This window comes from Trichocoleus sp. DQ-A1 (assembly GCF_039961955.1).
Classification (GTDB): domain Bacteria; phylum Cyanobacteriota; class Cyanobacteriia; order Cyanobacteriales; family FACHB-T130; genus FACHB-T130.
In genome coordinates this window covers 17,897-31,147 of record NZ_JAMPKE010000009.1, presented here as the reverse complement: position 1 = coordinate 31,147, position 13,251 = coordinate 17,897, and the positions used below count along the sequence as shown (strand labels likewise).

Here is a 13,251-nt window from a genome sequence, read left to right as displayed (position 1 = left end):
CAATGTTATCGTAAAGTTATATAAAGACCTTTCAGAATCATTTCATTTATAGATACAGAGGTGCTGCTGTCGCCAGTAAGTCCTGCGGGTCAATGGCGGATTCACATCTAGTCGCTAAAGATACCAAACATGGCTCGAATCCTGAGAGCAAGTCATAGCCAGAATAATTTTTGAGAAAGCAATCGCATTTGCCGCTTTCCATCTCAGTAGTAGTAAATTTAGATACAAAAAGACACGATGAATAATCGAATTCTCTACGTCCGTCTCCCCTGCAACCCGATTTTCCCGATCGGAGTGGTTTACTTATCCGATCACGTACACAAGCAATTCCCAGAAGTCGAACAACGGATCTTTGACTTAGGAACCGTGCCGCCTCTAGATTTCACTGGGGCGTTGGATAAATGTGTCGATGAATTTAAACCTACACTCCTAGTATTTTCCTGGCGCGATATTCAGATTTATGCGCCCGTGGGAGGCAGAGGTGGCAACCCACTCCAGCACGCCTTTGAGTTTTACTACGCCAAAAATCCGCTGCTGAAATTGCGCGGGGCACTGGGAGGGTTGCGCGTCACCACGGCATACTACACCGAACTGTGGCGCAACCTGGGATTAATCAAACGGGGACTCAAACGCGCTCAAAAATATCATCCAGAAGCCAAAGCCGTTGTCGGTGGTGGTGCTGTGAGCGTATTTTACGAACAACTCGGTAAGAGTCTGCCATCCGGGACAGTTGTTTCGGTGGGTGAAGGCGAAGCGCTGCTGGAGAAAATGCTGCGAGGGCAAGATTTTCGGGATGAACGATGCTATGTGGTGGGAGAGACAACGCCACGCGATCGCATGATCCACGAACGTCCCACGAATATCGAAAAAACTGCCTGCAATTACGACTACATCGAAACGATTTGGCCTGAGTTTCAATATTATCTGCAAGACGAAGATTTCTACGTCGGCGTGCAGACAAAGAGGGGTTGTCCCCACAACTGTTGTTACTGCATTTATACAGTGATTGAGGGCAAGCAGGTACGGATTAACCCAGCCGATGAAGTTGTCGCAGAGATGCAACAACTTTATAACCGAGGGATTCGTAACTTCTGGTTTACCGATGCTCAGTTTATCCCAGCTCGGAAATTTATCGATGACGCCGTTGAGCTATTGCAGAAAATCCTCGATGCTGGGATGAAAGATATCCATTGGGCAGCTTATATTCGGGCAGACAATTTAACGCCTGAGTTATGCGACTTGATGGCAAAAACCGGCATGAACTACTTTGAAATCGGCATTACCAGCGGTTCTCAAGAACTTGTGCGGAAGATGCGGATGGGCTATAACCTGCGAACCGTATTAGAAAATTGCCGCGACTTAAAAGCAGCAGGTTTCAACGATTTGGTTTCCGTCAATTACTCATTTAATGTAATCGACGAAACGCATGAAACGATTCGCCAAACCATTGCCTACCACCGGGAACTAGAGCGGATCTTTGGTGCAGATAAAGTCGAACCGGCAATCTTCTTTATTGGCTTACAACCCCATACTCATTTAGAAGAATATGCCTTCGAGCAGAATGTCCTTAAACCCGGATACAATCCCATGAGCATTATGCCGTGGACAGCCAAAAAATTACTTTGGAATCCAGAACCCCTCGGCTCATTCTTTGGGGAAGTTTGCCTGCAAGCATGGCAACAAAACCCCAACGATTTCGGGCGAGAAGTGATGAAAATCCTCGAGGAAAAACTTGGTTGTGCCGACTTAGAAGAAGCCCTTGCGGCACCGATTCAGCCAAAAGAAAAACACCTAGTTACGGTATCTTAGCTTCATAAATAGCTAAGTAGCGATTGCCCACCCTAGCCTGCATTGCTCTTCTTCCCTTGCTCTTTGCGTCTTTGCGGTTCATTTAATAAAACCAAAATTATGTTAGAAGGCTCCATTCTGCAACAGCTAGAAGTTGCCCACAGATCGAGTAAAAGACCAATTCGATTTGGGGTGTACTACAAAAACACCCTCGTTGCCCTGTGCCATGCGCTAGAAGACCACATCTTAACGGAGGACAGTTCTCCCTTGACCATTGCCGCTTTTCAAAGAGGCAAATGGTATCTGCAAGAAGCCGATCGCTATGGAGACATCGCACAGAAAGCAGGTCAGATCGCGATTATGGCGGCGTCAGATTCGGGGTTTACCGAACACCCAACTAGCCAACGCCCAAACGTGGATTTAGTGGGCTTAGATCCCTCCGATCCGGTTGCCCAAGAGTGGCACTTAATCATCTTTTCGCCGACGTACACGGCGATGGTGCTGTGTCAAGAGCTTTCGGAAGAAGATTATGGTGCAGCAGGGCTACCCGCGTCTGACTTGGAGCGCAAATTCTATGGGCTGTGGACGTTTGAGCCAGAGTTAGTGAAAGAAACGGTGGATATAGCGATCGCCCATATTGGTCGCTACAACCCGGAACTAGAGAAAAAACTCATCGCCTGCAAGGAGTCCATGCAGCTCTCCTTAGGAACCCCTCACAATCTCGGTGCAGTGGTGTCTTCCGTAGTGGAGTATCTCCAGCATGGGCAAGAAGATATATCAACCGGCACCAATGTAGACATCCCCGCCGGATCTCGCCAACAAGCGCTGGATCGGAACTTAGTTTCCAACGAAATCCAGGCATTCTTGCGGATGGCGCAACTCATGGATATGGCAGATGTCACTAACCCAATGGCAGCAGCAGAAGTGGTAGCGTTCTCCGAAATGATCGGGCAAATGCTCGATTTACCCGCTTGGCAGATGAAACGCCTGCGCCTTGCCGGGTTGCTGCACCGCATCGATCCGTTGCAGGGGGCGGAAAGTGTATTGGCTGCGGCTAAGTCGAGTCGCTACGACGAGGAGGCACCGAGTTGTGCGCTGACTTGTCCGTTGGTCCCAGGAGCGCAAGTATTGAGAAGAATGTCACAACTGCGGGCAGTTGCCCAAATCGTCACTCACCAAACCGAGTGGTGGAACGGGACGGGTGAGCCAGCCGGGTTAGCGGGTGATGAAATTCCCTTGGAATCGAGAATTTTGGAATTAGTCTCAGACTTTCAGTGGCGACTGGCGCAAGCGAGAAATGCCAATCCCGACAGCGAAGAGAATTTATCCAAAGCTTTAGAAGAGTGTCGGCAACAACAGGGCGATCGCTTCGATCCCAAATTGGTTGAAACGCTCTCACTCCTCGTCATGGGGATGCAACAGGGTTTGACTCTACCTGTCACGCCCACTAAAGTGACGGCGGGAATGTGGCTCTTGGATGCAAATCTTTATGCCGGGACAGCAGTGCAACCATCCTTAATGGGCAATGGGTAATGAAAGTGATGAGTTATGAGTTTTGAGTGAAAAGAGAGCTTTTTAATGCCATACTCAGACGCGATAACCGCAAGCATTTTACAACTTAAAACTTTTTTCCTCATTAGCAATCCTTCAATTAGCAATTAGCAATTAGCAAATGGACATTGAAGCAATTCGCTCCGGCAAACTCAAGCAACTGCCAGGTACAGATTTAGAAGACGAAGATTTTTCAGGAGTAGATTTGCGAGGTATCAATCTCGCCGGTGCCAACCTCGTCGGCACAAATTTTAGTGGCTCCAACTTGGAACGCGCCCGTCTTGATGGTGCAAATTTAATCGAAGCGCAACTTGTAGGCGCTGACTTGCGGGCAAACCTTCTGGGCGCTAACTTGATGCAAGCTGACTTATGCGGTGCTGACTTGCGCGGGGCAAATTTGCGAGGCGCTAACTTGATGGGAACCAAGCTTACTCAAGCGTCTTTTGCTGGTGCTTTCTTGAGTGGTGCCAACTTAATGAGTGTCAACTTGCAAGGCGTGGATTTGCGAAGCGCTGACTTGCGGGGTGTAAACTTGAGCGGTGCCAATCTGCAAGGTGCAGACTTAAGCCAAGCGGATTTACGTGGCGCTTTGCTTAGCGAAGCAAATCTAGAAGAAGCAGACTTGCGGGGTGCAAATCTTGCCGGAGCAAATTTGACAGGAGCAAATTTGCTCTGCGCTGAGTTAGATAGTGTTAACTTGACTGGTGTAACTTTGGATCGAGCTTGTTTGACTGGAACCTGTGCGGAGCGCATGGCTTCAAAAGCCTGAGAAAATCTCTGCTGCTAGCGGTTCTCAGTGGACTCAAAAAAACCTAACCCTCAGCCCCTTCCCACCTCTCCCTAACCCTCTCCTACAAGGAGAGGGAAGCCGAATAAATGTTTTCTACGGGGAAGGGGAGCCAGCCCCTCTCCAGCCTAAAAAAATTTAATCTTTGTTCCTGCCTTGTAGGGGAGGATTCGGGAGTGAATAGGATGCTGGGGAGCGAAAAGTTTGAGCCTCGAAAAGCTTTACTTCATCTGTACATTGCGGTGATGATCGACGAAGCGAACCGACTACTGAAACAAGGAATTGAGCAATATCAGACGTATGTAGAAACAAAGGTTCTTACATCTCTACAAGAGGCAATGCAGTCTTGGCAACAGGCACTTAGCCTCTGTCGAGGCAGCGAAGCGAGTATCGTTGAGGGAGCGGCTTTAGGCAATTTGGGGGCTGCGTATAAGGCTTTAGGAGATTTACCTCAGGCGATCGCATTCTATCAACAGCACTTGAGTATAGCTCAACGTATCCAAGACAGGCGCGGCGAGGCAAATGCGCTGGGGAATCTGGGAAATGCTTACTACATTCTCGGTGAGGATACAAAAGCGATCGAGTATCAGCAACAACGGTTAGCGATTGTGCGGGAACTCCAAGATCGTCCAGGTGAGGTGCAAACGCTCTCGAATTTGGGGGCGGCTTATCATTCTTTGGAAGAACATATAAAAGCGATTCTCTGCTTTCACCAGTCAAAAGCGATCGCCAAAGAATTACAAGACGTTCGAGGGGAAGGACAGGCGCTTAAAAATCTCCGACTTGCTTACACCGCCCTCGGAGACTTGCCGGCGGCTCGCGATTACCAGCAGCAGTATCTGACAATCATACGGGAACTATTGGCAGCAGCCAAGGCAGATGACTTCATCAGCGGCGCGAAAATGCTGGGCATCAATCCATCTGAGGATTTTGCTGAAGCCGACTTGAGTGGTGTTAACCTCCGCAGCGCCAACCTCCGCAACGCTGATCTCAATCATACCAATCTCAGCAATGCCGATCTCACCTTTGCCGACTTGAGCCGTGCCAACTTAAGCGGTGCCAACCTTTCCTATGCCTGCCTTTGTAATGCGAATCTGCGAGATGCTCATCTGTTGCACGCGAACCTTACTCAAGCAGATTTGCGGACTAAAATGCCCCGTGCCAATTTAACCAGTGCCGACCTTAGCGGTGCAAATTTAACCAGTGCATACCTTCCCAATGCCAATTTGACGAAAGCCTCCCTGACGGCTGCCAATCTCAGCGATGCTGATTTAAGCGGTGCTAACTTGAGCGGCGCAAATTTCAAAGAGGCTGAGCTTAAGCGTGCCGATTTCAAGGGTGCGAATGTGGAGGATGCTTCCTTTGAAGGGGTTTTGGGGCTTTCTGAGGCAATGAAGCTCGATCTTAAGCAGCGAGGGGCAATTTTTGAGGAGGACTAGCGATCGCTTCGCTACCTCAGCGTCACCACTCCAGCTATAAAATCAGCCACTAACCGCAGCATTTTCCGCCACTGTAAACCCATCAAACTTTCTTGAATCCCTGTTTCAGCAACAACGATAAGATTAAACTTTTATCTATCCACCAATCTTTTTCTGCATAAATATTAAAAATTTTCAGTCTTTTTTTTATATAAATTGTCTAGATTTAATCATAAATCACTCCGACGATTAAACCGCAAATATTTGGTTGTTATTATAATTCAAAGAAAGCCTTGATTAATTTTCATACTTGTTAAGCGGATGTTTCATTCAATAAATCCAGACAACAATTTTAGGTTGGACGGCGTTTACACTTGTCCAGTTTGTCGGCACGGTGAGATTGCAGCAATGCCGTTAATGGAGGCATGGGCTTGTAACTTTTGCAATCATATTTTCACTGCCGATCCGATTCAACAATCTGTGAAAATGGCAGATAGCGCATCACCAATAACTTGGCGCTGGAATGGTCGAACTTGGCAAGGTGCCCATCGTAAGGGGAATGAGTTGGGTTGGGGTGTTGGGTTGGCAGCAGTTGCCTTAGTCTTATTACCGACTACCCTTGTTGCCTTGTCTACCTACTTTTTCCCCCCAATACCCGGTACTCCCTTATCTTGGGTGCCTACTCTTTGGATTGGGTTAACCTTTTTAGCTCATCTTGCTTTTGTCGTAGATGTTGTTGTTGAGTATTATCAATTCCCAGTCTTTGCTTACGTCAACGCAATCCGACGACATCTGTTAAAAGGAACAAATTTCTAAGTTGCTAGGACTCGACATTGTTCAACTCAACCTCAACAGTTCGTTTTCCCACCGTTACGCGATCGCCGGAAACTAATTGTCGTCCTCGCCGGGTTTCCAGGGTGCCGTTGACTAGAACAAAACCCTGTTGAATCAAAAGCTTAGCTTGCCCACCCGTCTGCGCCATCCCTACCCACTTTAAAAACTGATCGAGCTTAATTGTGCTGTCATTTACCGCCATAAGAAGTGTTGCACTCCAACGTAACCGTATTATGCTGAGGGCTAATATAGCAATCCTAATTGATATGGGAATAACAGTTTTTGGGTAAGTGGTAAAAAGTTTTAAGTTGGAAAAGACTTGCAGCGATAGCGTACAGCCCTTTGGGCATGAAAACAGCGAAGCGAGGCGTTAGCCTAGCGCTGACTTGTCACTTCGCGTCTGAGTTTTGAATGAAAAAACTCTTTTGCTGCCTCAGAACCCAACCGAGCGCTACAGATTTACCACTACCAAAAATTTCAGCAGTTGCGCCAAGCTACATTAACCAACCAGAAAAGGAGGAGTGGATGATCGTTGAGAAGGATGAACTGCTGGAGCGATATGCGGCGGGAGAACGAGATTTTAAAGGTGCAGACTTAATTGGAACCGATCTTAAAGGCGTAAATCTGAGTCTAGCGAACTTCCAGGAGGGATCGCTCAGCGAAACTGACTTGAGTGGAGCTAACCTGAGCCAAACCTCTTTAATGGAGGCAAGTTTAGGCACAGCCAATCTCAGTGGAGCAAATTTGAGCGGGGCGGATCTTAGTGGAGCGAATTTGTTTCGGGCAAATCTCAGGGGTGCCAATTTGAGCGGGGCAAACTTGAAAATGGCAGATTTGACAGAAGCAGACTTGAGCGGGGCAAACTTGGACGGAGCAAACTTTTGGGGGGCTTACCTGACAGGCGCGAAACTAGACGGTACCAACCTGCTAAAAGATACTTATTCCTAAATTTACTGCCGAATCGGAATTTCGATGACGAACTCGGTTCCCTGCTCTGGTGCTGAATTACACTTCAAAACGCCGCCGTGTCTCTCGACGATGATTTGATAGCTGATTGACAAACCCAGCCCCGTGCCTTTACCAGTGGGCTTTGTCGTAAAGAAAGGTTCAAAAATTCTAGTGCGGATTTCTTCGCTCATTCCGGGACCATTGTCGATAATCCGGATACTTGCTTTTCCATTGTCGAGGACATCGGTACGAATCCGAATACAAGGCAGGGGAGCCGGGGAAGAGCCGAGCAAGGAAGAATGTAGCATCTCCTGTGCGCTGCCTCTTCGCGCCTCTGTCTCCTCCAGGGCGTCAATCGCATTAGAAATGAGATTCATAAATACTTGGTTGAGGAGTCCGGCGTAACACTCTATGGATGGCAAATCGCCGTATTCTTTGAGAATGGCAATCCCCGTATTGACTCCTCTGGATTTCAAGCGGCTGTGGAGAATTAGTAGCGTGCTGTCAATGCCTTCGTGGATATCAACTGCCTTCATCTGGGCTTCGTCAATCCGCGAGAAGTTTCGCAGGGACTGGACAATTTGCTGAATGCGGTCAGCCCCGATTTGCATGGAGGATAAGGTTTTGGGGAAATCCGAAATTAAAAAATCCAGATCGATTGCCTCAGCTTCCTCTTCAATCTCAGGCACTGGCTGGGGATAATGTTTGCCATAAAGCTGTAGGAGGTTTAGCAAATCTTGGGCATATTGATTCGCATGAACCAGATTGCCGCAAACAAAGTTGACTGGGTTGTTGATTTCGTGGGCAACCCCAGCAACTAACTGCCCTAGACTAGACATCTTTTCACTTTGGATCAGAAGCGTCTGGGTTTGTTGAAGTTCGCACAGAGCTAATTGCAGATGGTTCGCTTGTTGTTTGAATTCTACTGCCGATGCTTTTAAGGCTGCTTCAGCAGATTTTCGTTCGGTAATGTCAGTGACGAAGCCTTCGCAGTAGAGTAAGGCAGCCGCGCGATCGCATAATGTATGACCTAATGTATGCCCGAAGCACTGTTCGTCCCTGGTGTATGCCACACTATAGCCGCTCGCAGCTTCATATTGCTTCGCGGATCGCAGCTCTTGGCGTACTGCCCGTGCATTTTCCGAAATCCAGATGATGCTGCCGTCTTTTCGATAAACCTGAGACTCAAACCCACTCACCGAACCGTGTTCTTGCAGCAAATACAGAAATTCGTCACGCCGATTGGGATCTACGTACAGCTGGTGCTTGATGTCCGTTAGATGGGCAATTAGTTCCTCCGGTGAAGCGTAGCCGTAAATCCTTGCCAGTGCTGGATTCACACTCATGTAACGCCCATCCGGGGTTGTCTGAAATATTCCCTCGACAGCGTTTTCAAAAATACTCCGATACTTTTCCTCTGCTTGCTGCAAAGCTTCTTCCACCTGCCGACGCTCGGTGATTTGCTGCGCTAGTTCTCGATTCGCTTGCTGCAACTGCATCGTTCGCTTGACAAGCTTTCTCTGGACTTTTTTCCACCGCTCCACCCAGCTAGAAGCATCAATTGGCACATTGTCACGGCTTAGGAACATGGGACGTCTCAGAGTTTAGTTAGCCAATACTCGTAGTATGAAACCATCCGAGAAATTACTGGGTGATAGCACTCGCGTTTGAAGTGTGATCTTTTATGTGATGATTTGGTGATATAAATCCATTTTATTTGTGATGTAGATCGCTGAAATTACGGAGACAATTGTTGTAGCTGGAACGTTATTTCAGTCAATTGCGATGTGGGGAGAAAAATTGATACTGGGATTTCGACTTTTTATGAGTAGATTGAAAACGCTTAGTTTGGTTGGCGCGATCGCGATTATGGGGAGCGGCATGGAGTTAAAAGCGATCGCTGCCCGGTTAACAAATTGGCGATTTGACCCAGCGCTGAATCAGTTAGAAATCACTCTGGATGAGGGAACGACGCCGCGTTATTTTCTTCTGGCTCAACCGTCTCGGATTGTTCTGGATTTACCCAATACTCAAGTGGGAATGGTGGAAACTCAACAAAGTTACTCTGGCCCAATCCGCCAAATTCGAGTCTCTCAGTTCGAGGCTGGCATTACCCGAATAGTGCTGGATCTCGCACCAGAGGTAGTTTTATCCCCCCAACAAGTGCAATTGCAAGTAGAACCTGGGAATCGCTGGGTATTGCGTCCCCTGATTGCTAACGTTCTCGCTCCAGAAGCAGTGCCTCCCAGCAGGAGCGGGGTTTCTCCGTCCCTGCCTCCCCCTATCTTCCCAGGGAACCCAACGCCGGGTGTCGTGAGCGTGCCGTCTCTGAATAACTCAACTACGTTACCCAATTTAGCGACGCCAACAGTTCCTCCAGGGAGAATTGCGACGAATAATCCTGTGTTAGTGAGCGTACCTCCTCTTTCTGGCGCGATCGCTACAGCACCACCAGTACCCGTGAGGCAGCCTCAGTCTTCCTCTGTCACCAGAGTGGTTGAATTTGGTCAACCGTTGCCGATGGAGGAAAATCCCCCCCAAGTGCCTGCAAGGAGAACCAGAGTAGCCCCAGTACCTTCTCTAGAAGCGGGTGCGTCTGTGCCCATGTCAATACCTGCCACATCGACAACTGCCGCACCGAGAACCACCGCCTCTCCAATGGTTGTCGTGCCGCCCCTACCTAAGACGGCGACGGTTGTGCCCGATCCTTCCAGCTCCATATCGGCACCGATACAAGCGCCAACGGCATCTCTGAATCCAGACGTTCTGCTGCCTTCTGGCACTCCGCTGAGCCTGCGTTATCCGGGCGACAAGGTTTTAACACTGCGAGATGGTGTTTCGCGCCAGGAAGTGTTGCTGCTAGAGGAAGAAATACGCGATCGCACTGGTAAACTTATCGCCCCAGTCGGTACGCAGGTGATCGGACGCTTTGAGATCGACCGGCGCGGCAGTCGCTTCATTACCCAAGCGATTAGCCTGGGTGGACGCAATTTTCCCCTCCTCGCCCAATCAGACTCCCTAGATGGCAACCGTCAAGTTTCACAGAACCGAGTTGTCCGGAATTCTGCCATTGGTGCCTTAGCCGTCATGCTATTAGGAGGCTTTTCAGGCGTCGGTTTGTTGGGAGGCGCTGCCGCCGGTGCTGCCACTACCTATCTGACAGCTCCTCAAACCGCTATTATTCAACCGAATCAAATACTGCAAGTTCAGCTCAGCGAAGATTGGCGGTAAAGTGAGTTGCTAATGGCAAACAAAGGCGATCGGTAATGGGTTATTGGAACGAACAAATCCCGATTACCAATCCCGATTACCGATTAGCCATTAGCCATTCCCCTTAGAAATTATTTGTTTCCGGCGGCGGTGCGCCTGCTCCTGGCTGATTCAGGAAGAAATTCTGGGCACCATCATTCTGATAGATGCAGCGGATATCTGGTTGCCCGTCCAAACTGCCGGTATAGCCAAAGGTGTTCATCCGGTTCTTGCAATCCCGCACCTGATCCGCTGTTACCAGCTTTCTTTGTTCCAAAATAGACCAGTTGTTACTACGCAAAACACAACCCGGTCGCATATTGGGCTGGGAAACGTAAACGTTAAAGGGATTTAGGGTTACATAGACGCGAGTATCCATCACCATCGCGCTGGCTCCAAACTGCACGCAAAGCTCAGGATTCGGCGCAGCACGGTCAATGAAATCACGCGATGCGACGTTTTCTGGGCTAAACGTCGCTGTAGAGCTAAAGCCAATCCCTACCCCGATTCCCAGAACGAAGACGCCGCCGATCAAAGCGATGGAAGTGTAATTGAAAGGGGATGATTTAGCGGATTTAGGGGCACTATAGGGAGTATCGGCAGGGTATCTAGATTTACGTTTCATCGTCGCTTAGGTAATTTCACTCCTACTGGACAGGGAGTAATCAAACTGCTCTCCTTTCTCCCAGTATGGCTATAGATTGTGCCGCTAGGCGGAAGGGAAGAGAAGGGGAAAGAGGAAGGGAAAGGGGCAAAGAGGCATCGAAGAGTTTGAAACTACAGTTTCCCCAGCTACCAGAAGCGATGCATCGCGTCTCTACAAGATTTCTTGCAACTGTAGCTGCTTTGCCTCCCCAGTGCTTACTCCTCGCTCGCTAAGTTTCTACTTTCATTCAACAATTGGGAGTAGGCATGGGCGACATCTTTGAGATGTTGATATTCTTCTTTCATTCGTTGATACTGCAACTCAAAAGCCAGATGTGAGACGATAAGCCGATCGGGATTGTACTCAGCTACCTTAACTCCAATTAAAGCCTCTCTAATTAAACGAACATATATTTTTTGTAACTGTTCGGCTTTCCTTAACAGCTTTTCAACCTCAAGTAAAGCTTTCTCATAGGTAGCTACTTGGACAGAATACACATCAGAGGTAGAGACTAAATCAGCTAAGTCATTAATTTTACGATATTGCTCCTCAAGTACGGACATTTCTGGCTCTAATTGCCAGTGTTCGTGAATGATGGGAGCTAGTTCTTTGATGGTAGTCAGCTTTGGATCGTTCGTTTTAGAGTTCTGCTCGATCACCTCCACATCATTGAGGGGATGCCAGGAATAAATATATTCAACATCCCCTTCAGGCGTCAGCCTGGGAAAGACAACTTGGACTCTATTCTGACGCCTAACCATCAGCGGAATTCCATAGTTTTTCAGAGGTAAGCTGGGGTACTTCTGTTCTGCACCTTTCACCAAAACAACACTATTATTTTTAATTTGTTTAATTTTGGCTTTCCGTTTTTCATTAACCAGATAGGCAATGACCAAAGGTACAAGTATTACAAGAATGATTAGAAATCTTTGCAGCACAGCGCTCGCCTCCAGCCTCCATCTGTTGCACGGGAAGGTAGTCGTTGATTTATTGTGACTGATTTTGCCTTCGACTGACGAGTGTAGGAGGGGCAGGGGTGCGGCGGTACAGAGGTGCAGGGGAGCGAAATCTCATTGCCTCCTCGCCTCTGCTTGGCTTCTGTCCCAAGCTAGGTGGGGACTGGATTAAATGTAAAGTAAAAATTAAGCAGTTCTCTGTTGTTGGCTCGCATCTGTGAAATCACAAACGTCGCTACATCTGGGCAAAACCTTAAAAAGCTCCCAGTTTCAAACTCTGATTGCCGATAGTCTCACCGTTTTTTGGGGGGATTGGTTAGATTTACGTGTCCGAATTGTGCAGGTGGCGGCGTCTGGGCTAATATCGCCTCTGATTTACATTCTGGCGTTTGGATTGGGGTTGGGTAGCTCTATCAAGCCTGGTGTGGGGATTAGCGGTAATTACAATAACTATCTGGAATTCATTTTGCCGGGGATGGTGGCGCTATCGTCGATGGTGATTAGTTTCACCGGCACGACATTTTCCATCTGTGGCGATCGCTTGTTCTCAAAAACTTTTGAAGAAATGCTGCTGGTACCAGTGCATCCTCTCGCTTTGCACTTAGGAAAAATGCTAGCTGGTGTGGTGCGGGGATTAATGACGGCGGGTTCGGTGATTTTAGTGGCGGTACTCTTTACTGGCAAGGTTTGGAGTTTTTTGAACCCTTTGTTTCTGCTGCTGGTCGTGCTGAATTGCGCGGTGTTTGCTGGGTTGGGTGTGATTGTCGGTTTAAGCGTGCGATCGCTCGAAGCGGTTGGTCTTTACAATAATTTTGTAATCATCCCCATGTCATTTTTAGGGGCAACTTTCTTCGATCCTGCAACTCTCCCGGCTGCCCTCAAAGTAGTCGTCTATCTGTTGCCTCTGACTTATACCAGTATTGGCTTACGCGCCGCAGCTTACTTGCCAATGCCGCAGTTTCCCTGGTACTCGGTGCCGATTTTAGCGGTGATGGCGATCGCGCTCTCCTTCGTTGGTGCTTATCAATTCGCTCATCAACAAGATTAATTGGTTCAGGAAGGTGGACAGTGCCC

General features: G+C 48.3%; 12 protein-coding genes. 8 read left to right on the top strand and 4 right to left on the bottom strand.

The annotated features are described in order from the left end of the window. Positions 1-237: 237 nt before the first annotated feature. From NDI33_RS11105 to NDI33_RS11085, 5 genes are all read left to right on the top strand, one after another. A complete protein-coding gene (locus NDI33_RS11105) occupies positions 238-1,809 on the top strand; it encodes a photosystem II high light acclimation radical SAM protein (RefSeq protein WP_190675530.1) in 1,572 nt (523 codons plus the stop codon). A 99-nt stretch (positions 1,810-1,908) separates the two neighbouring features. Further along, positions 1,909-3,321, top strand: coding sequence for a DICT sensory domain-containing protein (locus NDI33_RS11100; protein WP_190675527.1), 1,413 nt, complete (start codon positions 1,909-1,911; stop codon positions 3,319-3,321). Positions 3,322-3,460: 139 nt separating this feature from the next. Continuing rightward, a complete protein-coding gene (locus tag NDI33_RS11095) occupies positions 3,461-4,108 on the top strand; it encodes a pentapeptide repeat-containing protein (RefSeq protein ID WP_190411776.1) in 648 nt (215 codons plus the stop codon). 203 nt (positions 4,109-4,311) lie between these two features. Beyond that, the gene (locus NDI33_RS11090) at positions 4,312-5,565 is read left to right on the top strand and encodes a pentapeptide repeat-containing protein (protein ID WP_242033125.1); all 1,254 of its coding nucleotides are present in this window, start codon (positions 4,312-4,314) and stop codon (positions 5,563-5,565) included. A 300-nt stretch (positions 5,566-5,865) separates the two neighbouring features. Further along, complete coding sequence (locus tag NDI33_RS11085) at positions 5,866-6,360, top strand: hypothetical protein (protein ID WP_190411775.1); 495 nt, start codon at positions 5,866-5,868, stop codon at positions 6,358-6,360. 4 nt (positions 6,361-6,364) lie between these two features. Here NDI33_RS11085 and NDI33_RS11080 read toward each other — a convergent pair whose 3' ends face one another. Continuing rightward, positions 6,365-6,580 carry an RNA-binding S4 domain-containing protein gene (locus tag NDI33_RS11080; RefSeq protein WP_190429907.1) on the bottom strand — a complete coding sequence of 72 codons (216 nt, stop codon included), beginning with the start codon at positions 6,578-6,580 and terminating at the stop codon, positions 6,365-6,367. Between the two features lie 323 nt (positions 6,581-6,903). Here NDI33_RS11080 and NDI33_RS11075 point away from each other — a divergent pair, with 323 nt between their 5' ends. Continuing rightward, positions 6,904-7,326: a pentapeptide repeat-containing protein gene (locus NDI33_RS11075; protein WP_190675678.1), complete on the top strand. Its 423-nt coding sequence runs from the start codon at positions 6,904-6,906 to the stop codon at positions 7,324-7,326. 2 nt (positions 7,327-7,328) lie between these two features. Here the strand turns inward: NDI33_RS11075 and NDI33_RS11070 are convergent, their stop codons facing one another. Beyond that, on the bottom strand, positions 7,329-8,915 hold the full coding sequence (locus tag NDI33_RS11070; RefSeq protein ID WP_190675526.1) for an ATP-binding protein: 1,587 nt from the start codon (positions 8,913-8,915) through the stop codon (positions 7,329-7,331). Between the two features lie 235 nt (positions 8,916-9,150). Here NDI33_RS11070 and NDI33_RS11065 point away from each other — a divergent pair, with 235 nt between their 5' ends. Then, positions 9,151-10,557, top strand: a complete 1,407-nt coding sequence (locus tag NDI33_RS11065) for an AMIN domain-containing protein (protein ID WP_190675524.1) — start codon at positions 9,151-9,153, stop codon at positions 10,555-10,557. Positions 10,558-10,660: 103 nt separating this feature from the next. Here NDI33_RS11065 and NDI33_RS11060 read toward each other — a convergent pair whose 3' ends face one another. Both NDI33_RS11060 and NDI33_RS11055 read right to left on the bottom strand, forming a co-directional pair. Further along, on the bottom strand, positions 10,661-11,200 hold the full coding sequence (locus tag NDI33_RS11060; RefSeq protein ID WP_190434040.1) for a DUF3172 domain-containing protein: 540 nt from the start codon (positions 11,198-11,200) through the stop codon (positions 10,661-10,663). A gap of 236 nt (positions 11,201-11,436) precedes the next feature. After that, a complete protein-coding gene (locus NDI33_RS11055) occupies positions 11,437-12,159 on the bottom strand; it encodes a hypothetical protein (RefSeq protein WP_190411770.1) in 723 nt (240 codons plus the stop codon). Positions 12,160-12,394: 235 nt separating this feature from the next. Between NDI33_RS11055 and NDI33_RS11050 the strand changes: the two genes are divergently transcribed. Next, positions 12,395-13,225 (top strand): ABC transporter permease, encoded by an 831-nt coding sequence (locus NDI33_RS11050; RefSeq protein ID WP_190675522.1) that lies wholly within the window; start codon positions 12,395-12,397, stop codon positions 13,223-13,225. The last annotated feature ends 26 nt before the right edge of the window (positions 13,226-13,251 follow it).